Genomic DNA, 26,253 nt, shown 5'->3' with positions numbered 1-26,253 from the left:
CATGCAGGCGGCCGGCATCAAATAGGACGGCGCCCTTCGGGGCGCCTTTTTCATTTCATCGAATCGTCGTCGTGCCGGTCACGGGCGTGATGGTTCATGAGGTGTCACCCTCTTCCCCTTCTGTCGACGGCGAAAAAAAGGGGCGCTCGCCGCGCCCCTCTTCTCGTGTGCTTACCGCTGAAGCATCACACTGCCTCAGCCGAGCTCGGCCACGAGCTCCGGCACGAGTGCGAACAGATCGCCGACGAGGCCGTAGTCGGCCACGCTGAAGATCGGTGCTTCCGGATCCTTGTTGATCGCAACGATCACCTTCGAATCCTTCATGCCGGCCAGGTGCTGGATCGCACCCGAGATGCCGACCGCGATGTACAGCTGCGGTGCGACGATCTTGCCGGTCTGGCCGACCTGATAGTCGTTCGGCACGTAGCCTGCGTCGACTGCGGCACGCGAGGCGCCCAGTGCTGCCGACAGCTTGTCCGCCAACGGCTCCAGCACCTTCGTGTAGTTCTCGCCGCTGCCCAGACCACGGCCGCCCGACACGATGATGCTTGCGCTCGTGAGTTCCGGACGGTCCAGCTTCGTCACTTCACGGCTCACGAACTGCGACTTGCCGGCATCGGCCGCCGCGTCGATCTTCTCGACCGACCCGCTGCCGCCTTCCGATGCCACCGGATCGAAACCCGTCGCACGCACCGTGATGACCTTGATCGGATCGCTCGACTGCACCGTCGCGATCGCGTTGCCCGCGTAGATCGGGCGCTCGAACGTGTCGGCCGAATCGACCGCCGTGATGTCCGAGATCTGCGCGACGTCCAGCTTCGCGGCGATACGCGGGGCGATGTTCTTGCCGTAGGCCGTCGCCGGCGCGAGGATGTGCGAGTAGTCCTTCGCGATGTTCAACGCGGTCGCTTCGACGTTTTCCGCCAGGCCCGCTTCGAGTTGCGGTGCGTCGGCCAGGAGGACCTTCGACACACCTGCGATCTTCGCTGCTGCGTCAGCAGCCGCTTGCGCATTGTGGCCCGCGACCAGCACGTGAATGTCACCGCCAATCTTCGCTGCCGCCGCCACCGTGTTCAGCGTCGCGGCCTTGATCGACGCGTTGTCGTGTTCTGCAATCACCAGAATCGTCATTTCTTTCCGCTCCCTCTTACAGCACCTTGGCTTCGGTCTTCAGCTTCTCGACCAGCGTCTTCACGTCCGGCACCTTCACGCCGGCTGCGCGCTTCGGCGGCTCGACCACCTTCAGCGTCTTCAGACGCGGCGCAACGTCCACGCCCAGGTCTTCCGGCTTCACGGTCTCGAGCGGCTTCTTCTTCGCCTTCATGATGTTCGGCAGCGTCACGTAGCGCGGCTCGTTCAGGCGCAGATCCGTGGTGATGACGGCGGGCAATTGAAGCGACAGCGTTTCCGCGCCGCCGTCGACTTCGCGTGCGACGGTCGCACGGCCGTCGGCGATCGTCACCTTCGATGCGAACGTCGCTTGCGGCAGGCCTGCCAGCGCCGCCAGCATCTGGCCAGTCTGGTTCGAATCGTCGTCGATCGCCTGCTTGCCGAGGATCACCAGTTGCGGCTGTTCCTTGTCGACCAGCGCCTTCAGGATCTTCGCGACGCCCAGCGGCTCGACGCCATCGTTCGACTCGACGAGGATCGCGCGATCCGCACCGATCGCCAGCGCCGTACGCAGCGTTTCCTGCGCTTGCGCGACGCCGACCGACACCGCGATCACTTCGGTCGCGACGCCCGCTTCCTTCAGGCGCACCGCTTCTTCCACCGCGATCTCGTCGAACGGGTTCATCGACATCTTCACGTTCGCGATGTCGACACCCGTGTTGTCCGACTTCACGCGGACCTTCACGTTGTAATCGACCACTCTTTTCACTGGCACCAGGATTTTCATGCACACGCTCCAAAGTTACGAATACGACCAGAGGCCATTTTATAGCGAGGCCTCATGACTGCGCGGCCAAGCGGACCCAACCTTCGTGGTTGTCGAGGATACCGCTTCTTGGCGACGCGCCAATGATAGCGAACGGTCGTTCTATTTTAAAAGAGAAAAAACCCGGACGCAAAGCCCGGGTTTTCGATCATCGACTCTAATCGCGCCGGGCGCCTCGTGCTTCGCCTGTTACCAGGCGGCGATGACCGCGCCGCCGAACTTGCCTTCGATGAATTGCTTCACCTCGGCCGAATGGTAGGCCGCGACCAGTTTCGCGACCCACGGCTTGTTCCGGTCCGCGTCGCGGATCGCGAGGATGTTCGCATACGGGCCGCTCGGGCCCTCGATCGCGATCGCGTCCTGTTTCGGTTTCAACCCCGCTTCCATCGCGTAGTTGGTATTGATCGCGGCCGCGTCGACGTCACCGAGCGAGCGCGGAATCTGCGCCGCATCGAGTTCGACGATCTTCAGCTTGCGCGGATTGTCGACGATATCGAGCGGCGTCGCCTTCAGCCCTGCGTCGGCGCGCAGCTTCAGCAGGCCCTGCTTCTGCAGCAACAGCAGCGCACGGCCGCCGTTGGTCGGATCGTTCGGGACCGCGATGCGCGCGCCCGGCTTCAGTTCGGCCAGCGACTTCACCCGCTTCGAATAGATGCCCATCGGGAACGTGACGGTATCCGCGACCTTGATCAGCTTGTAGCCGCGGTCCTTCACCTGTGCCTGCAGATACGGATCGTGCTGGTAGCTGTTCGCGTCGAGGTCGCCCGACGCGAGCGCGGCGTTCGGCTGCACGTAATCCGAGAATTCGACGATGCGGATGTCGAGGCCGCTCTTCGCCGCGACCTTCTTCACCGCTTCCATGATCTGCGCGTGCGGCCCGCCCGTCACGCCCACCTTGATGGTTTCGGCCTGCGCGTGTGCGCCCGCGAACAGCGCGGCCGCGCCCAGTGCCGCCGCGAATTTCAGCATGAAGCGTCGTTGCATCGAGTGTCCCCTAACGGATCAATCTTGTTTTACTTGTGGCTCAGCCGGCGGACGAGCCAGTCGCCGAACGACTGCACGATCTGCACGAACACGATCAGGATCGCGACCACCGTCCACATCACTTCGGGCAGATAGCGCTGGTAGCCGTAGCGGATCCCGAGATCGCCGAGGCCGCCACCGCCGATCGCGCCCGCCATCGCCGAATAGCCGACCAGCGACACGAACGTGATCGTCAGGCCCGCAACGACGCCCGGGAGCGATTCGGGCAGCAGCACCTTGAAGACGATCTGCGACGTGGTCGCGCCCATCGACTGCGCAGCCTCGATCAGCCCGCGGTCGACTTCACGCAACGCCGTCTCGACGAGACGCGCGATGAACGGCGCGGCCGCGAGCGTCAGCGGCACGACCGCCGCGGCCGTGCCGATCGACGAACCCGTGACGAGCCGCGTAAACGGAATCACCGCGACCAGCAGGATGATGAACGGCGTCGAGCGGACAGCATTCACGATGCCGCCGAGCACGCGGTTCACCGCGAGGTTCTGGAGCACGCCCTGGCGGTCGGTCAGGTAGAGCAGCACGCCGAGCGGAAGGCCGACGAGCGCGCCGACCACTCCGGAGATGCCGACCATGATCAGCGTCTCCCAGAACGACTGCACGAACATATCGAACATCTCACTCAACATACGAAAGCTCCTCCACCACCACACCTTGCTCGCGCAGGAACGCGAGCGCCTGCCCGACCTTGCCCGGTTCGCCGCCCGCGAGCACCGCGAGCGAACCGAACGCCTGCCCCTGGATCTCGTCGATCTGGCCGTGCAGGATGTTGAAATCGAGTTCGTACCGGCGGATCGTCTCCGACAGGATCGGCTGGTCGACACCCGAACCCGTGAACGCGAGCCGCAGCAGATGCCCGCTGCCCGTCTTCAGCCGCTCGGCCACGCGCACCTTCAGCGCGGGCGGCAACTCCTGCGCGATCACGTCGCCGATCAGCGCGCGCGTCACTTCGTGATGCGGCTGCAGGAACACGTCGATCACGCGGCCTTCCTCGACCACGCGCCCCGCATCGAGCACCGCGACGCGATCGCACACCTGCTTGATCACCTCCATCTGGTGCGTGATCAGCACGATCGTCAGCCCGAGTTCGCGGTTGATGCGCTTCAGCAGGTCGAGGATCGAACGCGTGGTCTCGGGATCGAGCGCGGATGTCGCTTCATCCGACAGCAGCACCTTCGGCTGGCTCGCGAGCGCGCGTGCGATGCCGACGCGCTGCTTCTGCCCGCCGCTGATCTGCGACGGATAGCGATCCTTCTGCGCGGACAGCCCGACGAGGTCGAGCAGCGGCAGCACGGCGGCCTCGATCTCGGTACGGCTTGCACCGGCCAGTTCGAGCGGCAGCGCGACGTTGTCGAACACCGTGCGCGACGACAGAAGGTTGAAGTGCTGGAAGATCATGCCGATCTCGCGGCGCGCCTCGCGCAGCGCGCCAGCCGGCAGCAGCGTGAGATCGCGCCCGCCGACGACGACATTGCCTTCGGTCGGCCGCGTGAGCAGGTTGATGGTGCGCACGAGCGTGCTCTTGCCGGCGCCGCTTCGGCCGATGATGCCGAACACCTCACCCTGCGGGATCGTCAGGTTGATGTTGCGCAGCGCCTCGACCCAGCCACCCGGCCCGGGAAATCGCTGCGAAAGATTGCGTAATTCGATCATGTAAACAAAACGGCGGCCCGGCTGGCGAGTTGGCCCGCCAGTCGGCCGCCGATGCATCTGGAGTAGCCGTCGATTTTACCGCAAACCCCTCATTCCCCTTAATAATCGATTTCGATCTTTTCATAACCACACGAAATTAGAGGAGCACCGCTGGCGCGCCGCGACGGTGCCGCGACTATGATCCGGAACACACATGCCAACCGACAGGGGACACGCCAGATGACCGCCACCACTACGCCGGCCGCCGCACCCGCCACCGCAGGACCGGGCCCTGCGTCGTCGCCCGCGCCGACCATGGGCCGCCTGCGTACCGCGGACGGGCTCGAACTGGCGTCGTACCGGTGGTCTGCCGGCAACGGCACCGCGCCGCCGCGCGCGACGATCGCGCTCGTTCACGGTCTTGCGGAACACGCGGGCCGCTACGCCGCACTCGCGGGCCGGCTGAATGCGGCCGGCATCGACGTGCTCGCGATCGACCTGCGCGGGCACGGCCAGTCACCCGGCAAGCGCGCGTGGGTCGAGCACTTCGACGGCTACCTGAACGATGCGGATGCGCTTGTCGCCGAAGCCGCGCGCGGCAATTCGCAGCTGTTCCTGATGGGGCACAGCATGGGCGGCGCGGTCGCGGCGCTCTACGCGATCGAACGCGCGCCGACGCGCGGCCACGCGCTAACCGGCCTCGTGCTGTCGAGCCCGGCGCTCGCGCCGGGGCGCGACGTGCCGCGCTGGATGCTCGCGGTGAGCCGCGTCATCAGCCGCGTCTGGCCGACCTTCCCTGCCATCAAGATCGATGCAGCACTGCTGTCGCGCGATCCGGCCATCGTCGCGGCCAATCGTGCCGACCCGCTCGTGCATCACGGCGCGGTGCCCGCACGCACCGGTGCGGAGATTCTCGACGCGATGGCGCGCATCGAGAGCGGCCGCGGTGGGCTCCGCGTTCCGGTGCTCGTCTACCACGGTACCGAGGACAAGCTGACCGAGCCCGACGGCAGCCGGGCGTTCGGTGCGCATGTCGGCTCGCCCGATCGCACGCTGACGCTATACGAAGGCGGCTTTCACGAAACGATGAACGATCTCGAACGCGACCGCGTGATCGACGCGCTGATCGCGTGGATTCACGCCCGCGCGCCGGCGCGCTGAGCACGCACGACACAGCCCCGGTCAATCGATAATCAGATACCGGCCAGCACGCGCAGGTGCGCGACGACGCTGCGCCCGAGCGCAGACAGGTTGTAGCCGCCTTCGAGGCAGCTCACGATGCGGCCCTGCGCATGCCGGCGCGCCACGTCGACGATCTGCGCGGTCAGCCATTCGAAGTCGGCTTCGACGAGGCCGAGGTTGCCGATGTCGTCCTCGCGATGCGCATCGAAACCCGCCGACACGTACAGCATCTGCGGCTTGAACGCATCGAGGCGCGGCAGCCAGAACATGTCGACGGCCTCGCGGATCGCCATCCCGTTGCTGCGCGCGGGCATCGGCAGGTTGACCATGTTCGGCGCCTGGTGATCGACGCCCGAGAACGGGTACAGCGGATGCTGGAAGAAGCTGCACATCAGCACGCGCTCGTCATTCGCGAATGCGGCCTCGGTGCCGTTGCCGTGATGCACGTCGAAATCGATGATCGCCACGCGCTCCAGACCGTGTACGTCGAGCGCGTGCCGCGCGGCGATCGCGACGTTGTTGAAGAAGCAGAAACCCATCGCGCGCGCAGGTTCCGCATGGTGGCCAGGCGGGCGCACGCCGCAGAACGCATTCGCATAGCGGCCTTCGATCACCGCGTCGGTCGCCGCGATCGCGGCACCGGCCGCGCGCAGCGCCGCACGCCACGTATCGCGGTTCATCAGCGTATCGGGATCGATCTCGACATAGCCGTCGACCGGCGTCATGCTCCGGATGTAATCGATGTGCGCCTGCGTATGCACCCGGCCCAGCGCCACCTCGCTCGCGAACGGCGCGGTTTCATGCACGATCAGGTCGTCGATGCGGCTCGCGATCAGTTGATCCTGGATCGCCGACAGGCGCGCCGGGCATTCCGGATGCCATTCCCCCATCTCGTGCAGCATGCAGTCGGGGTGCGTATAGAAAGCGGTTGCCATAAGCTGTCATCCGCGGCGCGCGGTGCGCCGCAGGTCTCCATCAATGATGTCCATCGTCTGCCGCGAATTCGCCGCTAACTTACCACAACGGGGGGCCGCCACGCCCCGGCGCGCCGGATCCGTCGGGTATACTGCGCCGAACCCAATCGCCTCGTCCGCCCGCTTCGACATGAATCCCAGCAAGCCTGCCGCCCTTCTCTCCGCGCTGTTCCGTGCTCGCGCGCCGCTCGTTGCGGCCGCCGTGGTCGCGGCTCTCGGCACCACGCCTGCCGGCGCGCAGACGCAACCCGCGAAGTCGGCGGGCAAGCTCGTCGCACAGGCCCAGCCACAGCAGCCGACACCGCAAGGCCAGACCTTCGAAGAGGAAATTGTTCCGCAGCGTTACGCGAACAACGCGAAGGTCGATGCATTCATCGACGAGATGGTAAGCCGCAACGGCTTCGACTCCACCAGCCTGCACGCGCTGTTCGCGCGCATCAGCTACTCGGCGACGGCCGTCAAGCTCGTGAAGCCGGCCCCGTCGCCGACGGTCAAGAACTGGCGCGTCTATCGCTCGCGCTTCATCGAGCCGATCCGCATCAACGCGGGCGTGAAATTCTGGAAGGCGAACCAGGCAACGCTGCAGCGCGCATCCGAGCAGTTCGGCGTGCCGCCCGAGGTGATCGTCGGCATCATCGGCGTCGAGACGATCTACGGCCGCTACATGGGCAATTTCCGCGTGCTCGACGCGCTGACGACGCTCACGTTCGACTATCCGGACACGCCGAATCGCGACAGCCGCCAGGCGACGTTCCGCAAGAACCTCGAGGATTTCCTGGTCTGGACGCGCGACAACCAGCTCGACCCGACCACCGTGCTCGGCTCGTATACGGGCGCGATCGGGATCCCGCAGTTCCTGCCGAGCAGCATCCGCGAATACGCGGTCGACTTCGACGGCACGGGCCATGTCGACCTGCGCAGCAGTCCTGTCGATGCGATCGGCAGCGTCGCGAACTACCTGAAGCAGCACGGCTGGGAAACCGACCGCCCGGTGGTCTGGCAGATCACGCCCGATACGGGCAGCCTGGGGATCGCCCAGGCCGCCGCCGACGGCCAGCCCGAGCCGCACTGGGCACTGTCGCAACTGCTGCGCGCGGGCATGACGCTGAACGAGCCGACGGTCAACATCACGACCGAAGGCGGCACCCCTGTGACGGTGGTCGACCTGCCGTCGCCGGGGCGTGCGACCGAGTACATGCTCGGTCTCAAGAATTTCTATGTGCTGACGCGCTACAACCGCAGCTTCTTCTACGCGCTCACCGTGTACCAGCTTGGCGAGGCGGTGAAGGCGCAGATGGAAGCGAGCGGCGCACTTCAGCCGGCCACCGCCGACACCGAGTCGCAATAAGCGCCAACCGCTCAAAGAAAAAGCGCCGCAGTAGCGGCGCTTTTTTTATCGCACGCGCACGGCGCGCACCTGCCTGCGTTCAGGCGGGAAACACGCCCGTGGACAGGTAGCGGTCGCCGCGATCGCAGATGATGAACACGATCGTCGCATTCTCGACCTGACGCGCGATGCGCATTGCGACGTCACACGCGCCGCCCGACGAAATGCCCGCGAAGATGCCTTCGACCGACGCGAGCCGGCGCGCCATCGTTTCCGCCGCGGCCTGGCTCACGCTCTCGACGCGGTCGACGCGGCTACGATCGAAGATGGTCGGCATGTACGCTTCCGGCCACTTGCGGATGCCCGGAATGCGCGAACCGTCTTCCGGCTGCGCACCGACGATCTCGATCGCCGGATTCTGTTCCTTCAGATAGTGCGACGTGCCCATGATCGTGCCCGTCGTGCCCATGGCCGACACGAAATGCGTGATGCGCCCCTCGGTATCGCGCCAGATTTCCGGGCCCGTCGCTTCGTAATGCGCAATCGGATTGTCGGGGTTCGCGAACTGGTCGAGGATCACACCCTTGCCTTCGCGCTGCATCTGGTCCGCGAGATCACGCGCCAGCTCCATCCCGCCCTTCACCGGGGTCAGGATGATTTCGGCCCCGTAGGCGGCCATGCTCTGGCGGCGCTCGACCGACAGGTCCTCCGGCATGATCAGCACCATCTTGTAGCCGCGGATCGCCGCGGCCATCGCGAGTGCGATACCCGTGTTTCCGCTCGTCGCCTCGATCAGCGTATCGCCCGGCTTGATGCGCCCGCGCGCCTCGGCCTTGCTGATCATCGACAGTGCCGGACGATCCTTCACGGAACCAGCCGGATTGTTGCCTTCGAGCTTCGCGAGCAGCACGTTGTTGCGCGCGCGAATTTCATCGTCCGGCAAGCGGACCAGTTGGACGAGCGGCGTATTGCCGATCGTATCTTCGATAGTTTTGTAAGCCATGGATATACCGTGAGTACGAGGCCGATCAATCGATCGATTGTAAACCAGCACCGCTGCTCGCGCCGGCAACCCCATTACGACGATGGAATACACGTGCCGTGCAACGCACGGTCGCCATACGCCGTGCCCACGCAAAAAACCCGCGGCATGCCGCGGGAAGCCGTCGCAACGACGGCGACTGAAGGAGCTCGTTGTCGGTCGCGCGCGACGCGTTACTTCTGTGCTGTGCGGGCGGGTGGTGCCGCTGGCTTGCCGGGCGGTTTGCCCGGCGCCGGCGGCGTAGTGCCCGTACCGGCCGCGCCTATCGTCAGGCCTTCCTGCTGAAGCCGCTCGACGGTATGGCCGCCCATGCCTTTCACGCGCGATGCGAGATCTTCCGCATTCTTGAACGGACCGCGTGCGCCGCGTTCGTCGAGAATCGCCTTCGCTCGTGCCGGGCCGATGCCCTTGATGCCGACGAGCGCATCCTCGTTCGCGGTGTTGACGTCAACGGCCGCCCAGGCCGACGCGATCGTGCCGAGCATTGCCGCTGCGGCCAACCATTTCCTGATCATGTGCTGGATCTCCGATGAAAAACGGCCGGCGGCTGCCGACCGTGAGACCCAGTCTATCGATGCAACGCTTCCGTTTAAACCTGGCCAGATAGCCAACGCACATAGCGGTCGACGCCTTCCTGCACGGTCAGGAACGGTGCGTCGTAACCGGCCGCGCGCAGCTTCGTCTGATCGGCCTGCGTGAAGCACTGGTACTTGCCGCGCAGTGCATCGGGGAACGGCACGTATTCGATCAGCCCTTGCTCGACCTGCTGCGCGAGTGTCAGCGGCGGCTGGTTGTCGAGTGCACGCAGCGTATTCACGACCGTCGATGCGATATCGTTGAACGGCTGCGCACGGCCCGTGCCGAGGTTGAAGATGCCCGACTTCTCCGGATGATCGAAGAAGAACAGATTCACCTTCGTCACGTCCTCGACCGACACGAAGTCGCGCGTCTGCTCGCCCGGTGCGTAGCCGTTGTACTCGCCGAACAGCTTCACCTTGCCTTCTGCACGGAACTGGTTGAAGTTGTGGAACGCGACCGACGCCATGCGCCCCTTGTGCGTCTCGCGCGGGCCGTACACGTTGAAATAGCGGAAGCCGGCGATCTGGCTCTTCGCGGTCGGCAGCACGCGGCGGATCACCTGGTCGAACAGGAACTTCGAATAGCCGTAGATGTTCAGCGGCGCCTCGACCTCGCGCTCCTCGACGAAGCGCGTCGACCCGCCGTAGGTCGCGGCAGACGATGCGTACAGGAACTGCGTACCCTGCGCGAGGCAGGCGTCGAGCACCGCGCGGCTGTAGCGGAAGTTGTTGTCCATCATGTAGCGGCCGTCGGTTTCCATCGTGTCCGAACAGGCGCCTTCATGGAAAATCGCGCGTACCTTGCCGAAATCGCCGCGGGCGAAACGTTCGACGAATTCCGTCTTGTCCAGATAGTCGTCGATCTCGCAATCGACGAGATTCCGGAACTTGTCCGCGCGCGTCAGGTTGTCGACCGCGATGATGCGCGTTTCGCCGCGCTCGTTGAGCGCCTTGACGATGTTCGCGCCGATAAAACCGGCTGCGCCGGTGACGATGAGGGTCATGATCGTCCTGCCTGAAAAGTGCGAGCCATGCGTGCGGCGCGCTCGTCGCGCCACCGCATGCGCTCAGTGAAACAGTTCGTCGTAATCCACCGTGGCCGTGCCGAGCTTGCCGACCACGATGCCTGCCGCGCGATTCGCGAGCACGACGGCGTCGACGAGCGGCACGCCCGCGCCGAGCATCGTCGCGACCGTTGCAATCACGGTATCGCCCGCGCCCGACACGTCGAACACCTCGCGCGCGAGCGCCGGCGCGTGCAGTTCGCCGGTGGCGGAAAACAGCGTCATCCCTTCTTCCGAACGCGTGAGCAGCAGCGCGTCGATGCCGAGCTCCGCACGCAGCTTCGCGACGCGCGCGCGCAGATCGTCTTCCGACTTCCACTGCCCGACCACTTCGCGCAGTTCCGCACGATTCGGCGTGATCAGCGACGCGCCGCGATAGCGTGCCCAGTCGTCGCCTTTCGGGTCGACGAGGACGGACTTGCCGGCCGCACGCGCCTTCTCGATCATCGTCGTGACGTGCGTCAGGCCGCCTTTCGCGTAATCCGACATCAGCACGACGTCGTGCTGCGGCAGCAGCGCATCGAAGCGCGCAAGCCCCGCGAGCAGCACCTCGTGCGTCGGCATGGCCTCGAAGTCGACGCGCAGCAGTTGCTGCTGGCGCGCGAGCACGCGCAGCTTGATCGTGGTCGGCAGCGCCGGGTCGCGCTCGAGATGCGGCGTCACGCCGCTGCTGCCGAGCAGCTCGACGATCCGCTCGCCGGGTTCGTCGCAACCGACGACGCACAGCAATCCGGCCTGGCCGCCGAGCGTCACGGCGTTGCGCGCAACGTTGGCCGCACCGCCGAGGCGCTCTTCCTGACGCTGCACATGCACGACCGGCACCGGCGCCTCAGGCGAAATGCGATCGACGTTGCCGAACCAGTAACGGTCGAGCATCACGTCGCCGACGACAAGCACGCGCGAGCGCGCGAGCTGCTCGCGCGGCACCGGAACGACTTCGCGGAGAGTATTCATCGTGTGGTCAGCCACGGGTAGACGACTGGGGATCGACATACGGCCGGCCGATCGCGTAGTAGTCGATGCCCAGTTCGGCCATCGCATCCGGCTCATAGAGGTTGCGACCGTCGAAGATCACCGGCGCCTTCAGTTCGGCCTTCAGGCGCGTGAAGTCGGGGCTCCTGAACTCCTTCCACTCGGTCACGATCACGAGCGCGTCCGCGCCCGTCACGGCGATGTCCTGCGTCTCGACGAGATGCAGCCGCGCCAGCGCGTCCGCATCGGCGCCGAAATCGAGCGCAAACACGCGCCGCGCCTCGTCGACCGCGACCGGATCGTACGCACGTACGGTCGCGCCGCGTTCGAGCAGCGCGGCGATCAGGCGGCGGCTCGGCGCCTCGCGCATGTCGTCGGTGTTCGGCTTGAACGCCAGGCCCCAGACCGCGAACTCGCGACCGGTCAGGTCGGCGCCGAAGCGCTGCTCGATCTTGCTGATCAGCACGTCCTTCTGCGCATGGTTGGCCGCCTCGACGGCCTCCAGGATGCGCAGCGGCTGGCCATTCTCACCGGCCGTGCGAATCAGCGCCTGAACGTCCTTCGGGAAGCACGAGCCGCCGTAGCCGACGCCGGCGTACAGGAAGTGGTAGCCGATGCGCGGATCGGAGCCGATCCCGCGGCGCACGGCCTCGATGTCGGCGCCGACCTTGTCGGCCAGATTCGACATCTCGTTCATGAACGAGATGCGCGTTGCGAGCATCGCGTTCGCCGCGTATTTCGCGAATTCGGCCGAACGCACGTCCATGTAGATCGTGCGCTCGTGGTTGCGATTGAACGGCGCGTAAAGCTTCTTCATCTTCTCGCGCGCGATCGTGCCCGTCTCGTCGCCGTCGACGCCGATGATGATCCGGTCCGGACGCATGAAGTCTTCGACCGCGGCGCCTTCCTTCAGGAACTCCGGATTCGACACGACCGAGAAGCGATGCGCGACGCTGCCTGCCAGACCGCGGGCGGCAAGCGCCTCGTCGACCACGCCGCGCACGCGCTGCGCGGTGCCGACCGGCACGGTCGACTTGTCGACGATCACCTTGAAGCTCGTCATGTGGCGGCCGATGTTGCGTGCGGCTTCGAGCACATACTGCAGGTCGGCCGAGCCGTCCTCGTCGGGCGGCGTGCCGACGGCGATGAACTGGATCTCGCCGTGCGCGACGCTCGCCTCGATATCGGTCGAGAAGCGCAGGCGCCCCGCCGCGCGGTTGCGCGCGATGATGTCCAGCAGCCCCGGTTCGTGAATCGGCATCCCGCCGTTGTTCAGGATGTCGATCTTGCGCTGATCGACGTCGAGACAGAAGACGTCGTGACCGATCTCCGCGAGGCAGGCGCCCGTGACGAGACCGACATAGCCGGTGCCGATGATGGTGATTTTCATAGATGTTCCGGTACTTCCCGGTAATTGACTAACTTGGCCGCCGGGACGAGCCCGGCGGCAACCGCAGCGCGTTGGCTCCGCGTGCCGGGATCAGCCCGGCATCGCAGGTTCGACGCGGCGCGGCGCATAGGTTTCCCAGCCGCTGCATCCTGGGCACTGCCAATAGAAGAGCCGTGCCCGGAAACCGCAATTCTGGCACGTATACCGCGGCAGATTCTTCGTGCGCTGCTTGATCAGCGCACGCATCATTTCAAGTTCCTTACGACGCGGTTCGTCGGCCGCCGCAATTTGCGCGTCGAGCAGATGCAGCATCCCCGACAGGTTCGGCGACTTCTCCATCTGCGTGCGCGCGAGCGTGTGCGCCGCGTCCTGGCCACGCAACCCCGCAATGTGCTGGTACGCGATGTCGAGCAGGTCGTTCGACGGATAGCGGTCGATATACCCCATCAGCAGCTCGGCGCCTTCGACATTCTTGCCGAGCGCGACATACGCCTTCATCAGCTTGTCGGCGACGAGCGGCAGATACGCAGGATTCTGCGCTTCGACGCGCTTCCAGTACTCGATCGCGGCCGCGTGGTTGCCCTCGGCTTCCGCCGCGTCGCCGGACAGCACCGTCGCGCGAACGTTCTGCGGGTTCACGGTCAGCGCCAGGCGCAGTTGTTCGGCGGCCGCTATCGCGTTCTTGCGCTGCAGCGCGTCCTGAGCGAGTTCGCAGTGGAACTGGGCAATTTCGACGCCGAGCGGCTTGTCGCTCATCGACTCGATGCGCTTCGCCGTATCGATCGATTTGTTCCAGTCCTTCTCGATCTCGTAGATCGTCAGCAGCGCCCGCTGCGCACCGAGCGCGTAATCGCCGTCGGCGAGCTTGTGAAACGCCTCTTCGGCACGATCCAGCAACCCGGCCTTCAGGAAGTCCTGGCCAAGCTCGTACAGCGCGTGATCGCGCTCGTTGACCGGCAGGTCCGTGCGGCTCAGCAGGTTCTGGTGCACGCGGATCGCGCGATCGGTCTCGCCCCGGCGGCGAAACAGGTTGCCGAGCGCGAAGTGCAGCTCGACCGTCTCGGGATCGAGCTTGGCGACCTCGATGAACGCATCGATCGCCTTGTCGGGTTGTTCGTTCAACAGAAAATTCAGGCCGCGAAAATACGATCGCGGCAGGTTGGCACTCTCCGACAGGAGATTCTTCAGGTCGTAGCGAGACGCCGCCCAACCAAGCGCGAACGCGACCGGAATCGCGAGCAACCACCAGAAATCCAGATCCATGCGAAATATCGAAGCAGAGACGAAAACCGCGCGATGATCGCGCGGCGTCCGTGTTAAATGACGGGCGGCATCGGCGGCTGGTCGATGACGGCCGGCGTTTCGCGCGCCGCACGCAGATCGCGCTTCAGGCGCCCGTTCTCGAGACGCAGGCGGAAGATCGAAGGCAGCGCGGACAGCAAGCCGGCCAGCAGCCCCACGGCGAAGAACGCCAGGCCGATCAGGATCAGCGGCGCTTGCCATGAATAGCCGGCAACGAAATTCAGCGTCGCGGTTTGCGTATTGGCCAGCGCAAGCACCAGCAGCAGTACGAACACCAATACCCGGATCAGCCAGACGATAAACTTCATGAAGCCCTCTCTTTGTTGAGGTTTGCCGCGGCGCGCGACTCCCCTTCGTCGCGCCGAATCGACCCGTATTGTAAAGGATGCGTTTCCGCGGCTGCGCAGATCCTGCGCGCATCCGTCGCGCGGCGATCGCCGGAAATGAAAAAAGCGCCCGCAAGGGGCGCTTTTCTTTTCAGCCTTCGCCGGATGGGTTCCGGGCAAACCGGATGACGCTTAACGCTCGTCGTCCGGATCATCAGCCTTCAGCGGTTCACCGGCGCGGCCGTCGACGCGTTCGCGCAATTCCTTGCCAGGCTTGAAGTGCGGCACGAACTTCTCGGGCACCTGCACTTTCTCTCCTGACTTCGGGTTGCGTCCGACGCGCGCCGGGCGACGGTTGAGGCCAAAGCTGCCGAAACCCCGAATTTCAATGCGATGCCCTTTCGCCAGGGCGTCGGACATCGCATCGAGCATCGTTTTCACCGCGAAATCCGCATCCTTGAGGACAAGTTGCGGAAATCGCGATGCCAGCTGCGCGACCAACTCGGATTTGGTCATACTTCAGCAGACCTCGTGAGGCTTACTGGTTCTGGCCGTCGAGCTTCGCCTTCAGCAGCGCGCCGAGGTTGGTCGTACCGGTCGCAGCAGCGCTGGAGTCCGACTGCAGGCCGCGGATCGCTTCCTGTTGTTCGGCCGAATCCTTCGCCTTGATCGACAGGTTGATGCCGCGCGACTTGCGATCGATGTTGATCACCATCGCGTTGACCTTGTCGCCTTCCTTCAGCACGTTGCGTGCGTCTTCGACGCGATCCTGCGAGATTTCCGATGCACGCAGGTAGCCTTCGATGTCGCCCGTCAGCGTAACGACCGCACCCTTCGCATCGACCGTCTTCACGACGCCGTCGACGATCGAGCCCTTGTCGTTCATTGCAACGTAGTTGCTGAACGGATCGCCTTCGAGCTGCTTGATGCCGAGCGAAATACGTTCCTTCTCGACGTCGATACCGAGCACGATTGCTTCGACTTCGTCGCCCTTCTTGTACTTGCGAACAGCCTCTTCGCCAGCTTCGCTCCACGACAGGTCCGACAGGTGGACCAGGCCGTCGATGCCGCCCGGCAGACCGATGAACACGCCGAAGTCGGTGATCGACTTGATTGCGCCCGTGATCTTGTCGCCCTTCTTGAAGTTGCGGCTGAAGTCATCCCACGGATTCGGCTTGCACTGCTTCATGCCGAGGCTGATACGACGGCGGTCTTCGTCGATCTCGAGGACCATGACTTCGACTTCGTCGCCCAGCTGGACAACCTTCGACGGAGCAACGTTCTTGTTGGTCCAGTCCATTTCCGACACGTGGACGAGGCCTTCGATGCCCGATTCCACTTCGACGAATGCGCCGTAGTCGGTGATGTTCGTGACCTTGCCGAACAGGCGCGTGCCCGACGGGTAACGGCGCGAGATGCCTTCCCACGGATCGTCGCCCAGTTGCTTGATGCCCAGCGAGACGCGGTTCTTCTCCTGGTCGAACTTGAGGATCTTCGCGGTGACTTCCTGGCCAACCGACAGGACTTCGCTCGGGTGACGCACACGACGCCATGCGATGTCGGTGATGTGCAGCAGGCCGTCGATGCCGCCGAGGTCGACGAACGCGCCGTAGTCGGTGATGTTCTTGACCACGCCGTTGACGATCGCGCCTTCCTTCAGCGTCTCGAGCAGCTTCGCGCGCTCTTCGCCTTGGGTTGCTTCGATCACTGCACGACGCGACAGCACGACGTTGTTACGCTTGCGATCGAGCTTGATCACGCGGAACTCGAGCGTCTTGCCTTCGTACGGGGTCGTGTCCTTGACCGGACGCGTGTCGACCAGCGAACCCGGCAGGAACGCGCGGATGCCGTTGACCATCACGGTCATGCCGCCCTTCACCTTGCCGGTGATCGTGCCGGTGACGAGCTCGTTGTTGTCGAGCGCCTTTTCCAGCGACAGCCACGATGCAAGGCGCTTCGCCTTGTCGCGCGACAGGATCGTGTCGCCGTAGCCGTTTTCGAGTGCGTCGATTGCGACGGACACGAAATCGCCCGACTGCACCTCAACCTCGCCCTGATCGTTCAGGAATTCCTCGATCGGAATGTAAGCCTCGGACTTCAGGCCTGCATTGACGACCACGAAGTTGTGGTCGACGCGCACGACTTCGGCGGAAATCACTTCGCCGGCGCGCATGTCTTGGCGGGTCAGCGACTCTTCGAACAGAGCCGCGAAAGATTCAGTATTCGGGGTAGAGGTTTGCAGGTCGGACATAAAAATCTGATTGTGCATGGATCGCTGTGCCACGCCGGCCGGAATGGCAGGCTGAAAGGGCCAGATCGAAGTCCACACGGGGTTAAGGGTTCGAAACACGCTTCGCACTTACGCGCGGAGCACCTACCGCTGCCCGCCTTCTCAGGCGGGCTGGCCGAGCGCCCGGTACCACTGCAGCACCTGGTCGACGGCTTCATCGACCGAAAGCGCCGACGTATCGAGCAGCTTGGCATCTGCCGCCGGCTTCAGCGGCGCGGCCGCGCGATTGCTGTCGCGCGCATCACGTTCACGAAGATCCCGGAGCAAGTCATCTATATTAGCAGAAAAACCTTTTTGCATCAATTGCTTATGCCGCCTGGTCGCGCGCGCCTCGGCGCTGGCCGTCAGGAACACCTTCAGCACGGCGTCCGGGAAGATCACGGTACCCATGTCGCGCCCGTCTGCAACGAGGCCCGGCGTCTTGCGGAACGCGCGCTGGCGCGCGACGAGCGCGGTGCGCACCGGCCCGTGCACGGCAATCGCCGATGCGCGGTTGCCGACCGCCTCGGCGCGGATGTCGTTCGACACATCGACGCCGTCGAGCTGCGCGCAGCCTTCGCGGAACGTGATGTGGAGATCGTCGATCAGCTTCACCAGCGCGTCGATGTCCTCCGCCTCGATGCCGTAGCGCACGCTCGCGAGCGCGGCGAGCCGGTACAGCGCGCCGCTGTCGAGCAAGTGGAAGCCAAGATGCGCGGCGACGAGCGCGGCGACGGTGCCCTTGCCGGAAGCAGTCGGGCCGTCGATCGTGATGACGGGGGTCGGGTGAAAGGGGCGGGTCGATTTCATCAGAACAGTGGGGTCAGGCTTTGGCGAGCGCGGCGAAGCGGTCGAAATAGTCGGGGAACGTCTTGCCGACGCACTTCGGATCGTTGATCCGCACGGGCACGCCGCCGAGGCTGATGAGCGAGAAGCACATCGCCATCCGGTGATCGTCGTAGGTGTCGATCGCCGCGTTCGGCGTGAGCTTTTCCGGCGGCGTGACGACGAGGTAGTCAGGGCCTTCCTCGATGATCGCGCCGACCTTGCGCAACTCGGTCGCCATCGCGGCGATGCGGTCGGTTTCCTTCACGCGCCAGCTCGCGATGTTGCGCAGCGTGCTCGTGCCGTTCGCGAACAACGCCGCGACCGCGATGGTCATCGCCGCATCGGGGATCAGGTTGAAGTCCATGTCGATCGGCTCGAGCTTGCCGTGGTCGTGGCCGATGCCGCGCACGTCGATCCAGTCGTCGCCCATCGTCACGTTCGCGCCCATCTGCATCAGCGCGTTCGCGAAGCCGACATCGCCCTGGATGCTCGCGCGCCCCACGCCTTCGACGCGCAGCGGGCCGCCGCCAAGCGCGCCGGCCGCGAGGAAGTACGATGCGGACGACGCATCACCCTCGACCATGATCCGGCCCGGCGAACGGTAGCGGACGCCGGCGGGCACGACGAAGCGCTGCCAGCCGTCGCGCTCGACGGTCACGCCGAAGCGCTCCATCAGCCGGATGGTGATGTCGATGTACGGCTTCGAGATCAGTTCGCCGTCGACCTCGACGACGATCTTGCCGTCCTTTGCCTTCACGAGCGGCAGCGTCATCAGCAGTGCCGTGAGGAACTGGCTCGACACGTCGCCACGCACGCGGATCGGCGCGTCGACGGAAATGTTCGCGGGCTTGATCCGCAGCGGCGGGTAGCCTTCGTTCAGCTCGTAGTCGATCTGCGCGCCGATTTGTCGCAAGCCGTCGACGAGATCGCCGATCGGCCGCTCGTGCATGCGCGGCACGCCGTGCACGCGATAATCGCCGCCGTTCACGGCGAGCGCGGCGGTCAGCGGCCGCACGGCCGTGCCCGCGTTGCCGAGGAACAGATCGGCCGTCTTCGCGGTGAATGCGCCGCGCGTGCCGGTGACCACGCAGGTGTCGCCGTCGCGCGCGAGCTTCACGCCGAGCTTGCCGAGAGCGTCGAGCATCACGCGCGTGTCGTCGGAGTCGAGCAGGTTGGTGATCGTCGTTTCGCCTTCGGCGAGCGCCGCGAGCAGCAGCACGCGGTTCGAAATGCTCTTCGAGCCGGGCAGGCGCACGGTGCCCGAAGCGCTGGAGTACGGGCCGAGATCGAGGTAGTCCATGGGAATCGTCCTGTTATTTCTTGACCGGTTCGGCAGCGGGCGCGCCGCCGCGCTCCTGCCATGCCTTGCGTGCGGCACGCGAGCGCGTGAACACCGCTTCGAGCGCCGCGCCGTCGCCGGCGTCGATCGCCGCACGCAGCCGCGTGAGCACACGCGTGTAGCCATCGAGTTCATCGAGCAGCGCCGCGCGGTTCGCGACGCACACGTCGCGCCACATCTCCGGACTCGACGCTGCGATGCGCGTGAAATCGCGGAAGCCGCCCGCCGCATACGAAAATTTCAGCTCCGCGTCGGCCTCGCCGAGGATCTGCTCGACGAGCGCGAATGACAGCACGTGCGGCAGATGGCTGATCGACGCAAACACGCGATCGTGCTGCTCCGTGCTCATCGTGCGCACATCGGCGCCCGTTGCGCGCCACATCGCGTCGATCCGCGCGACCCATTCGGGTGCGTTCTCCGGCAGCGGGCACAACACGACGTTACGGCCGACGTACAGATCCGGTAACGCGGCCTCGACGCCGCTCGACTCGCGACCGGCGATCGGGTGCCCCGGCACGAACTGCGCGATCCGTGCGCCGAGCGCTGCGCGCGCGGCCGCGACGACATCGGACTTGGTACTGCCCGCATCGGTGACGATTGTCGTCGCTTCAAGCCACGGCGCGATGCGCGCGAGCAACGGGCCCGTTTGCGCGACGGGTGCGGCCAGCAGCACCAGATCGGCGCCAGCCAGTGCGTCGCGCAATTGCGCATCGTCGTCGAGCGCCGCCGCGCGGTCGATCACGCCGAGTGCGAGCGCACGCTCGACCGAAGTACGTGAACGCCCCACGCCGACAACCTCGCCCGCGCCGCCCGGCGCGCGCTCGCGCAGCGCGCGGGCCAGCGATCCGCCGATCAGGCCGACGCCGAAGATGACCAGTTTGTTGAATGCAAAGCCTGACACGACAAGAGCCAAGTTACGCGCACAGGACGACGCCCCGCACGCGGAATTCCAGATTCCGGGCAACGGGCCCGCAGCCGGCGCAACCTGCGCCGGATGCCGCCCGAACCCGCCTTCGGCAGCGCCGATCGGCCTGCCCTGCCCGCCCGGCCCCAACGCCTGCGCAAACAGGCGACGGGCCGCCACGCATCAGCGTGCGCGCGGATACGAACCGAGTATCTTCAGGAACGCGGCCTTCTGGCCGAGTTCCGCGAGCGCGGCCGCAACCGACGCATCGTCCCGGTGCCCTTCGATGTCGATGTAGAAGTAGTACTCCCACGTGCCGACGCGCGCCGGACGCGACTCGAAGCGCGTCATCGACACGCCATGCCGCGCGAGCGGCTCGAGCAGCTTGAACACGGCGCCCGGCTCGTTCTTCACCGACACGATCAGCGACGTCTGGTCGTGACCGCTCTGTCCGGCCGGCTGCTTGCCGATGATCACGAAGCGCGTGCGGTTGTGCGGATCGTCCTGGATCAGCGAGAACGCGATCTGCAAGCCGTAGTGTGCGGCTGCGCGGTCGCCCGCGATCGCCGCGACGGTCGGATCGGCCGCCGCGAGACGCGCGGCCTCCGCGTTGCTCGCCACCGCCTGCCGCTCGAGCTGCGGCGCATTTGCCGCAAGCCACTGCTGGCATTGCGCCAGCGCCTGCGCGTGTGCGCAGACGCGTTTCACGCCGTCGAGCGTGCCGCTCTGCGTCAACAGGTTGTGATGGATCGGCAGCGCGAGTTCGCCGCTGATCAGCAGCTGCGTCTGCAGCAGCAGATCGAGCGTGCGCGAGACGGCACCTTCGGTCGAATTCTCGACCGGCGCGATACCGAACGCGGATGCGCCGGCCTCGACCGAGCGGAACACCTCGTCGATCGACGGGCACGGCAGCCCCTCGATCGACTGGCCGAAATACTCGAGCATCGCCTGCTCGCTATACGTGCCGACCGGCCCGAGGAACGCGACGTGGATCGTCTGCTCGAGCGCGCGGCTCGCGGCCATGATCTCGCGCCAGATCGCGCTGATGTGCTCGCTCTCGAGCGGCCCCGCGCTCATGTCCTGCAGCCGCGCGATCACTTGCAGCTCGCGCTCCGGCCGGAACACCGGCGCGTTGAAATGCTTCTTGACCTCGCCCACCTCCAGCGCCACCGCGGCGCGCTGGTTGAGGAGCGCGATCAGCTGCGCGTCGATCGCATCGATGCGATCGCGCAGCGGTTTCAGGCGGGAATTCAGTTCGTCGTCCATGCGTTTTGCCGTGCTGTTTGAACAGCGCCGCCGTCAGGCGCCGCGCTGCTCGAAGTCCTTCATGTACTCGACGAGCGCTTTCACGCCCTCGAGCGGCACCGCGTTGTAGATCGACGCCCGCATGCCGCCGACGGACTTGTGGCCCTTCAGCTGCAGCAGCCCGCGCGCCTTTGCGCCGGCAAGGAAGTCTTCGTTGCGCGTTTCGTCGGCCAGGAAAAACGGCACGTTCATCCGCGAACGTGCTGCCGGCTCGACCTTGTTCAGATAGAAACTGCTCGCATCGATCGTGTCGTAGAGCAGCTTCGCTTTTTCGATATTGCGGGCCTCGATCGCTTCGAGGCCACCCTGCCGCTTCAGCCACTGGAACACCAGGCCCGCGATATAGATCGCGTAGGTGGGCGGCGTGTTGTACAGCGAGTTGTTCGCCGCGATGGTCTTCCACTCGAACGCGGACGGGCAGATCGACAGCGCGCGGTCGAGCAGATCCTCGCGCACGATCACGAGCGTCACGCCGGCCATCCCGATGTTCTTCTGCGCGCCGCCGAACAGCACGCCGTACTTCGCGACGTCCATCGGACGCGACAGGATGTGCGACGAGACATCAGCAACCAGCGGTACGTCGCCGAGATCGGGAATCTCGAACGTCTCGACGCCGTCGATCGTCTCGTTGGTACACAGATGCACGTAGGCCGGATCGTCCGACAGCTGCCATTCGGCGCGCGCGGGCGCACGCGTGAAGCCGTCTTCCGTCTTGCCGGTTGCGGCGAGATGGGGCGTGCCGTATTTCCTCGCCTCGTTGAACGATTTCTGCGACCACGAGCCCGTGACGACGAAGTCGGCCGTCGTGCGCGACCCGAGCAGGTTCATCGGTACGATCGCGTTTTCCGCGATGCCGCCGCCCTGCAGGAACAGGATCCGGTGACTGGCCGGCACGCCGAGCAGGTCGCGCAGGTCGGTCAGCGCGGCCTCGTGGATCGACATGAATTCCTTGCCGCGATGGCTCATCTCCATCACGCTCATGCCGCTGCCGTGCCAGTCGAGCATTTCGTCGGCCGCTTGTCGCAGCACTTCCTCGGGCATCGCCGCGGGGCCGGCGGAGAAATTAAAGACGCGCATCGTGAAAACCTCGGAGGGACGCGACCGGCTCGCCGCCGGCAGAACGCGCCAGAAAAGAAATGGCCGCTTGCGCTCGCGCGCAAACGGCCATTATCGCACTGTCGTCTGGCTCCCGCCAAACCCGGCCGAACGGCCGGGGGCGTACCCCGACGGCTTTACTTGCCCGGCTTGACTGCTGCGACTTCCTTGTCAGCCTGCGTGCGCGTTGCCTGGATAGCTTGCGGCATGTACTTCTGCATCAGGCCGTTGACCACGTCGCGACCGACCTGGTCCTGAACCTGGATGAACTTGCGGCCCGTCGGGCTCTTGTAGAACGTCGTCAGATCCTTGATCTCCGACGTGCTGTAGTACTTCGCGTACGCGTCGTACTGAGCCGACATCGCGTCGCTCTGGAACTGCTGCGTGCCGAACACCTTGCCTGCGCCGTCAACCAGCTTCGGCACCGCGTTCTTCTGCAGCGTCGGAACGGCAGCCTGCTTCTGCTTGTCGTTCAGCGTCTTGTTTTCCGACAGTGCGTCCGACAGGATCGCCGGGACGAGTTGCTTGGCCTGCATTTCGGCGCTGTTGCCGATTGCCGACACGAGCTTCGGCGCGTCGATCGCGTCGAGCAGATCCTTGATCGCTGCCTTCTTGTCGGCGTCGATCGGCGCAGCTGCCGCCGGAGCTGCCGGTGCGGAATTCGACAGCGCTTGCGCCATCGCGAACGTCGGCACCAGTGCAGCCAGCAGAACCAGTTGCTTGAATTGCTTTTGCATCATCACTCCCTTTTGGAAATATGAATGGTTGCTCGCCGGCCGCGGCGCTTTTCGCCCGCGGCGGCCAGAGTCTCATCCGTTCTTCAGGCTTCGCCGTCCGACGCCTCGTCGGCTTCGCCCTCTCCCTCTTCGGCCTCGGCGATCTGCTGCAGGCCAGAGAGCTTCGTACCCTCATCGAGACTGATGAGTGTAACACCTTGCGTGGCGCGCCCCATCTCGCGAATCTCGGAAACACGGGTGCGAATCAACACGCCGGCCGTCGTGATCAGCATGATCTGATCCTCGGCATCGACGAGCGTGGCAGCCACGACCTTGCCGTTGCGCTCGGACGTCTGGATCGCGATCATACCCTTCGTGCCGCGACCGTGACGCGTGTACTCGGTGATCGGCGTGCGCTTGCCGTAACCGTTCTCGGTCGCGGTGAGCACCGTCTGCTCCTCGCTGCCGGCAACCAGCATCGCGATGACCTGCTGCCCGTCTTCCAGCTGCATGCCGCGCACACCGCGCGCCTCGCGCCCCATCGGACGCACGTCGTTCTCGTCGAAGCGCACGGCCTTGCCGGAGTCCGAGAACAGCATCACGTCGTGCGCGCCGTCGGTGATCGACGCACCGATCAGGTAGTCGCCTTCGTCGAGGCCGACCGCGATGATGCCCTTCTTCATCGGACGGCTGAATGCCTCGAGCGGCGTCTTCTTCACGGTGCCGAGCGACGTTGCCATGAAGATGAACTTGTCGGCCGAGAATTCCTTGACCGGCAGCACGACGTTGATCTTCTCGCCTTCCTGCAGCGGGAACATGTTGACGATCGGGCGGCCGCGCGAGTTGCGCGAGCCCTGCGGCACTTCATAGACCTTGACCCAGTACACGCGGCCGCGGTTCGAGAAGCACAGGATGTAGTCGTGCGTGTTCGCGATGAACAGCGTCTCGATCCAGTCGTCTTCCTTCATCTGCGTCGCCTGCTTGCCGCGACCGCCGCGCTTCTGCGCTCGGTACTCGGACAGCGGCTGCGACTTCACGTAGCCCGCATGCGACATCGTGACGACCATGTCCTGCGGCGTGATCAGATCCTCGGTGTTCAGCTCGGTCGCGTTCAGCTCGATCTTCGAGCGGCGCGCATCGCCGAACTCGGCCTTCACCGAGGTCAGTTCCTCGCCGATCATCGTCGTGATCCGCTCGGGGCGCGCGAGGATGTCCAGCAGGTCGGCGATCTGTGCCATCACTTCGCGGTACTCGCCGATGATCTTGTCCTGCTCGAGGCCGGTCAGGCGCTGCAGACGCATCTGCAGGATTTCCTGGGCCTGCGTGTCGGACAGGCGGTACAGCCCGTCGGCCTGCATGCCGAACGCCGGGTTCAGGCCTTCCGGGCGGTACGCGGAGCGGCCGCCGGCCGCCGCGTTCTCGCTCTCGGCACGCGTGAGCATCTCGCGCACGAGCGACGAATCCCACGGCTTCGCCATCAACTCCGCCTTCGCGATCGGCGGCGTCGGCGCGGCCTTGATGATCGCGATGAACTCGTCGATGTTCGCGAGCGCGACCGCGAGACCTTCGAGCACGTGGCCGCGTTCGCGGGCCTTGCGCAGTTCGTAGATCGTGCGGCGCGTCAGCACTTCGCGTCGATGCGACAGGAAGCACTGCAGGATTTCCTTCAGGTTCAGCAGCTTCGGCTGGCCGTCGACGAGCGCGACCATGTTCATGCCGAACGTATCCTGCAGCTGCGTCGCCTTGTACAGGTTGTTCAGCACCACTTCCGGCACTTCACCGCGCTTGAGCTCGATCACGACACGCATGCCGCTCTTGTCCGACTCGTCGCGGATGTCGGAGATGCCTTCGAGCTTCTTCTCGTTGACGAGCTCGGCGATCCGCTCGAGCAGCGAGCGCTTGTTCACCTGGTACGGCAGCTCGTCGACGATGATCGCCATCCGCTGGCCGCGGTCGATCTCCTCGAAGTGCGTGGCCGCGCGCATCACGACGCGGCCGCGCCCGGTGCGATAGCCGTCGCGCACGCCGGCGACGCCGTAGATGATGCCGGCCGTCGGGAAATCCGGCGCCGGGATGATCTCGATCAGCTCGTCGATCGTCGCTTCCGGGTTGCCGAGCAGATGCTGGCACGCGTCGACGACTTCGTTCAGGTTGTGTGGCGGGATGTTGGTCGCCATGCCGACCGCGATTCCCGACGAGCCGTTGATCAGCAGGTTCGGGATGCGCGACGGCAGGACCGACGGCTGCATTTCGTTGCCGTCGTAGTTCGGCTCGAAATCGACCGTTTCCTTGTCGATGTCGGCGAGCAGCTCGTGGCCGATCTTCGCCATGCGAATTTCGGTGTAACGCATCGCCGCGGCATTGTCGCCGTCGATCGAGCCGAAGTTGCCCTGCCCGTCGATCAGCATGTAGCGCAGTGAGAAGTCCTGCGCCATCCGCACGATCGTGTCGTAGACCGCCGTGTCGCCGTGAGGGTGATATTTACCGATCACGTCACCGACGATACGCGCCGACTTCTTGTACGCGCGGTTCCAGTCGTTGTTCAGTTCGTGCATCGCGAACAACACGCGCCGATGCACGGGTTTCAGGCCATCGCGGACATCCGGGAGGGCACGTCCGACGATCACGCTCATCGCGTAATCGAGATACGAACGGCGCATTTCCTCCTCTAGGGAGGTGGGCAGGGTCTCTTTGGCGAATTGATCCATGTATCCGTATCGTTTCGGAGCGAAGACGGCGAACGCCTTTCGCGTGGGCGCTGCATGCGCAACGCAACGCGAGATTCTAACATGCGCCCATCAGCCGCCAATCCGCCTCCCCCTCTATATGTAAACAGCAAAAATCGCGGCCACGACGAATCGGCGAAATCATCGGCTGAAATCGCGCGCGACTCGACGTCGCAGGCAATCGCACCCGCCGCGTTTCACGCGCACAAGTAAACAACTGCACGCAATCGCGCAATTTCGCCGCCACACTCTTGACAATCTCTAAAAGTTACGGCAGGTCGGTGTTGCGCATGCACCACAAAGTTGAA

At 65.0% G+C, this 26,253-nt stretch carries 24 protein-coding genes; 2 read left to right on the top strand and 22 right to left on the bottom strand.

Annotated elements, in window-relative coordinates:
• Positions 1-195 precede the first annotated feature (195 nt).
• The 5 genes from LXE91_RS10175 to LXE91_RS10155 all read right to left on the bottom strand — a co-directional run bounded on the left by LXE91_RS10175 (position 196) and on the right by LXE91_RS10155 (position 4,627).
• On the bottom strand, positions 196-1,131 hold the full coding sequence (locus LXE91_RS10175) for an electron transfer flavoprotein subunit alpha/FixB family protein (protein WP_046543652.1): 936 nt from the start codon (positions 1,129-1,131) through the stop codon (positions 196-198).
• Between the two features lie 16 nt (positions 1,132-1,147).
• Positions 1,148-1,897, bottom strand: coding sequence for an electron transfer flavoprotein subunit beta/FixA family protein (locus LXE91_RS10170; protein ID WP_039343249.1), 750 nt, complete (start codon positions 1,895-1,897; stop codon positions 1,148-1,150).
• A gap of 228 nt (positions 1,898-2,125) precedes the next feature.
• Positions 2,126-2,920, bottom strand: coding sequence for a MetQ/NlpA family ABC transporter substrate-binding protein (locus tag LXE91_RS10165; RefSeq protein ID WP_039343250.1), 795 nt, complete (start codon positions 2,918-2,920; stop codon positions 2,126-2,128).
• Between the two features lie 29 nt (positions 2,921-2,949).
• The gene (locus LXE91_RS10160) at positions 2,950-3,603 is read right to left on the bottom strand and encodes a methionine ABC transporter permease (RefSeq protein ID WP_011351347.1); all 654 of its coding nucleotides are present in this window, start codon (positions 3,601-3,603) and stop codon (positions 2,950-2,952) included.
• A complete protein-coding gene (locus LXE91_RS10155; protein WP_039343251.1) occupies positions 3,593-4,627 on the bottom strand; it encodes a methionine ABC transporter ATP-binding protein in 1,035 nt (344 codons plus the stop codon). Before LXE91_RS10155 ends, LXE91_RS10160 begins: the two co-directional genes overlap by 11 nt.
• A gap of 219 nt (positions 4,628-4,846) precedes the next feature.
• Here LXE91_RS10155 and LXE91_RS10150 point away from each other — a divergent pair, with 219 nt between their 5' ends.
• Positions 4,847-5,767 carry an alpha/beta hydrolase gene (locus tag LXE91_RS10150; RefSeq protein ID WP_039343252.1) on the top strand — a complete coding sequence of 307 codons (921 nt, stop codon included), beginning with the start codon at positions 4,847-4,849 and terminating at the stop codon, positions 5,765-5,767.
• Positions 5,768-5,799: 32 nt separating this feature from the next.
• On the opposite strand, the gene LXE91_RS10145 is transcribed toward LXE91_RS10150, so the two are convergent.
• On the bottom strand, positions 5,800-6,723 hold the full coding sequence (locus LXE91_RS10145; RefSeq protein ID WP_039343253.1) for a histone deacetylase family protein: 924 nt from the start codon (positions 6,721-6,723) through the stop codon (positions 5,800-5,802).
• 43 nt (positions 6,724-6,766) lie between these two features.
• Here LXE91_RS10145 and mltB point away from each other — a divergent pair, with 43 nt between their 5' ends.
• On the top strand, positions 6,767-8,110 hold the full coding sequence (gene mltB / locus LXE91_RS10140) for a lytic murein transglycosylase B (protein ID WP_076841720.1): 1,344 nt from the start codon (positions 6,767-6,769) through the stop codon (positions 8,108-8,110).
• 79 nt (positions 8,111-8,189) lie between these two features.
• Here mltB and cysM read toward each other — a convergent pair whose 3' ends face one another.
• The 16 genes from cysM to gyrA form a co-directional block, all read right to left on the bottom strand.
• Entirely contained in the window at positions 8,190-9,092 is a 903-nt protein-coding gene (cysM, locus tag LXE91_RS10135) for a cysteine synthase CysM (protein ID WP_039343255.1), read from the bottom strand.
• A 212-nt stretch (positions 9,093-9,304) separates the two neighbouring features.
• Positions 9,305-9,646: a ComEA family DNA-binding protein gene (locus tag LXE91_RS10130; protein WP_039343256.1), complete on the bottom strand. Its 342-nt coding sequence runs from the start codon at positions 9,644-9,646 to the stop codon at positions 9,305-9,307.
• A gap of 74 nt (positions 9,647-9,720) precedes the next feature.
• Positions 9,721-10,713, bottom strand: coding sequence for an ADP-glyceromanno-heptose 6-epimerase (gene rfaD, locus LXE91_RS10125; RefSeq protein WP_039343257.1), 993 nt, complete (start codon positions 10,711-10,713; stop codon positions 9,721-9,723).
• Between the two features lie 63 nt (positions 10,714-10,776).
• Positions 10,777-11,727 carry a D-glycero-beta-D-manno-heptose-7-phosphate kinase gene (gene rfaE1 / locus LXE91_RS10120; RefSeq protein ID WP_011351339.1) on the bottom strand — a complete coding sequence of 317 codons (951 nt, stop codon included), beginning with the start codon at positions 11,725-11,727 and terminating at the stop codon, positions 10,777-10,779.
• 7 nt (positions 11,728-11,734) lie between these two features.
• Positions 11,735-13,135 (bottom strand): UDP-glucose dehydrogenase family protein, encoded by a 1,401-nt coding sequence (locus LXE91_RS10115; RefSeq protein WP_039343259.1) that lies wholly within the window; start codon positions 13,133-13,135, stop codon positions 11,735-11,737.
• 90 nt (positions 13,136-13,225) lie between these two features.
• Positions 13,226-14,398, bottom strand: a complete 1,173-nt coding sequence (lapB, locus tag LXE91_RS10110) for a lipopolysaccharide assembly protein LapB (RefSeq protein ID WP_039343261.1) — start codon at positions 14,396-14,398, stop codon at positions 13,226-13,228.
• Positions 14,399-14,451: 53 nt separating this feature from the next.
• Positions 14,452-14,745, bottom strand: coding sequence for a lipopolysaccharide assembly protein LapA domain-containing protein (locus LXE91_RS10105; RefSeq protein WP_021157458.1), 294 nt, complete (start codon positions 14,743-14,745; stop codon positions 14,452-14,454).
• 210 nt (positions 14,746-14,955) lie between these two features.
• Positions 14,956-15,279, bottom strand: a complete 324-nt coding sequence (locus LXE91_RS10100) for an integration host factor subunit beta (RefSeq protein ID WP_006486894.1) — start codon at positions 15,277-15,279, stop codon at positions 14,956-14,958.
• A gap of 22 nt (positions 15,280-15,301) precedes the next feature.
• A complete protein-coding gene (rpsA, locus tag LXE91_RS10095) occupies positions 15,302-17,014 on the bottom strand; it encodes a 30S ribosomal protein S1 (protein WP_011544885.1) in 1,713 nt (570 codons plus the stop codon).
• Positions 17,015-17,155: 141 nt separating this feature from the next.
• Positions 17,156-17,842 (bottom strand): (d)CMP kinase, encoded by a 687-nt coding sequence (cmk, locus tag LXE91_RS10090; protein ID WP_039343267.1) that lies wholly within the window; start codon positions 17,840-17,842, stop codon positions 17,156-17,158.
• Between the two features lie 13 nt (positions 17,843-17,855).
• Positions 17,856-19,160 carry a 3-phosphoshikimate 1-carboxyvinyltransferase gene (gene aroA / locus LXE91_RS10085; protein ID WP_039343269.1) on the bottom strand — a complete coding sequence of 435 codons (1,305 nt, stop codon included), beginning with the start codon at positions 19,158-19,160 and terminating at the stop codon, positions 17,856-17,858.
• A 13-nt stretch (positions 19,161-19,173) separates the two neighbouring features.
• Positions 19,174-20,100 carry a prephenate dehydrogenase/arogenate dehydrogenase family protein gene (locus tag LXE91_RS10080; RefSeq protein WP_039343273.1) on the bottom strand — a complete coding sequence of 309 codons (927 nt, stop codon included), beginning with the start codon at positions 20,098-20,100 and terminating at the stop codon, positions 19,174-19,176.
• A 186-nt stretch (positions 20,101-20,286) separates the two neighbouring features.
• The gene (gene pheA / locus LXE91_RS10075) at positions 20,287-21,369 is read right to left on the bottom strand and encodes a prephenate dehydratase (RefSeq protein WP_039343277.1); all 1,083 of its coding nucleotides are present in this window, start codon (positions 21,367-21,369) and stop codon (positions 20,287-20,289) included.
• Positions 21,370-21,402: 33 nt separating this feature from the next.
• Entirely contained in the window at positions 21,403-22,485 is a 1,083-nt protein-coding gene (serC, locus tag LXE91_RS10070) for a 3-phosphoserine/phosphohydroxythreonine transaminase (RefSeq protein WP_039343280.1), read from the bottom strand.
• Between the two features lie 155 nt (positions 22,486-22,640).
• Positions 22,641-23,240: a DUF2059 domain-containing protein gene (locus LXE91_RS10065; RefSeq protein WP_006486966.1), complete on the bottom strand. Its 600-nt coding sequence runs from the start codon at positions 23,238-23,240 to the stop codon at positions 22,641-22,643.
• 83 nt (positions 23,241-23,323) lie between these two features.
• On the bottom strand, positions 23,324-25,927 hold the full coding sequence (gyrA, locus tag LXE91_RS10060) for a DNA gyrase subunit A (RefSeq protein ID WP_039343282.1): 2,604 nt from the start codon (positions 25,925-25,927) through the stop codon (positions 23,324-23,326).
• Between the last annotated feature and the right edge of the window lie 326 nt (positions 25,928-26,253).

Origin of the sequence: Burkholderia contaminans (assembly GCF_029633825.1) — a bacterium.
In the GTDB taxonomy this organism is placed as follows: domain Bacteria; phylum Pseudomonadota; class Gammaproteobacteria; order Burkholderiales; family Burkholderiaceae; genus Burkholderia; species Burkholderia contaminans.
Note: the sequence above shows the minus strand (reverse complement) of the source record. Positions and strands in the feature narration are given on the sequence as shown.

Coding starts and splice junctions, on each gene's coding strand:
- LXE91_RS10065 (WP_006486966.1), bottom strand. CDS start 23,240: ATGCAAAAGCAATTCAAGCAACTGGTTCTGCTGGCTGCACTGGTGCCG.
- LXE91_RS10175 (WP_046543652.1), bottom strand. CDS start 1,131: ATGACGATTCTGGTGATTGCAGAACACGACAACGCGTCGATCAAGGCC.
- cysM (WP_039343255.1), bottom strand. CDS start 9,092: ATGGCTTACAAAACTATCGAAGATACGATCGGCAATACGCCGCTCGTC.
- lapB (WP_039343261.1), bottom strand. CDS start 14,398: ATGGATCTGGATTTCTGGTGGTTGCTCGCGATTCCGGTCGCGTTCGCG.
- LXE91_RS10105 (WP_021157458.1), bottom strand. CDS start 14,745: ATGAAGTTTATCGTCTGGCTGATCCGGGTATTGGTGTTCGTACTGCTG.
- LXE91_RS10145 (WP_039343253.1), bottom strand. CDS start 6,723: ATGGCAACCGCTTTCTATACGCACCCCGACTGCATGCTGCACGAGATG.
- LXE91_RS10115 (WP_039343259.1), bottom strand. CDS start 13,135: ATGAAAATCACCATCATCGGCACCGGCTATGTCGGTCTCGTCACGGGC.
- aroA (WP_039343269.1), bottom strand. CDS start 19,160: ATGGACTACCTCGATCTCGGCCCGTACTCCAGCGCTTCGGGCACCGTG.
- LXE91_RS10160 (WP_011351347.1), bottom strand. CDS start 3,603: ATGTTGAGTGAGATGTTCGATATGTTCGTGCAGTCGTTCTGGGAGACG.
- rfaE1 (WP_011351339.1), bottom strand. CDS start 11,727: ATGAATACTCTCCGCGAAGTCGTTCCGGTGCCGCGCGAGCAGCTCGCG.
- rfaD (WP_039343257.1), bottom strand. CDS start 10,713: ATGACCCTCATCGTCACCGGCGCAGCCGGTTTTATCGGCGCGAACATC.
- LXE91_RS10100 (WP_006486894.1), bottom strand. CDS start 15,279: ATGACCAAATCCGAGTTGGTCGCGCAGCTGGCATCGCGATTTCCGCAA.
- LXE91_RS10155 (WP_039343251.1), bottom strand. CDS start 4,627: ATGATCGAATTACGCAATCTTTCGCAGCGATTTCCCGGGCCGGGTGGC.
- LXE91_RS10130 (WP_039343256.1), bottom strand. CDS start 9,646: ATGATCAGGAAATGGTTGGCCGCAGCGGCAATGCTCGGCACGATCGCG.
- rpsA (WP_011544885.1), bottom strand. CDS start 17,014: ATGTCCGACCTGCAAACCTCTACCCCGAATACTGAATCTTTCGCGGCT.
- LXE91_RS10150 (WP_039343252.1), top strand. CDS start 4,847: ATGACCGCCACCACTACGCCGGCCGCCGCACCCGCCACCGCAGGACCG.
- gyrA (WP_039343282.1), bottom strand. CDS start 25,927: ATGGATCAATTCGCCAAAGAGACCCTGCCCACCTCCCTAGAGGAGGAA.
- serC (WP_039343280.1), bottom strand. CDS start 22,485: ATGCGCGTCTTTAATTTCTCCGCCGGCCCCGCGGCGATGCCCGAGGAA.
- LXE91_RS10165 (WP_039343250.1), bottom strand. CDS start 2,920: ATGCAACGACGCTTCATGCTGAAATTCGCGGCGGCACTGGGCGCGGCC.
- pheA (WP_039343277.1), bottom strand. CDS start 21,369: ATGGACGACGAACTGAATTCCCGCCTGAAACCGCTGCGCGATCGCATC.
- mltB (WP_076841720.1), top strand. CDS start 6,767: ATGATGTCCATCGTCTGCCGCGAATTCGCCGCTAACTTACCACAACGG.
- cmk (WP_039343267.1), bottom strand. CDS start 17,842: ATGAAATCGACCCGCCCCTTTCACCCGACCCCCGTCATCACGATCGAC.
- LXE91_RS10170 (WP_039343249.1), bottom strand. CDS start 1,897: ATGAAAATCCTGGTGCCAGTGAAAAGAGTGGTCGATTACAACGTGAAG.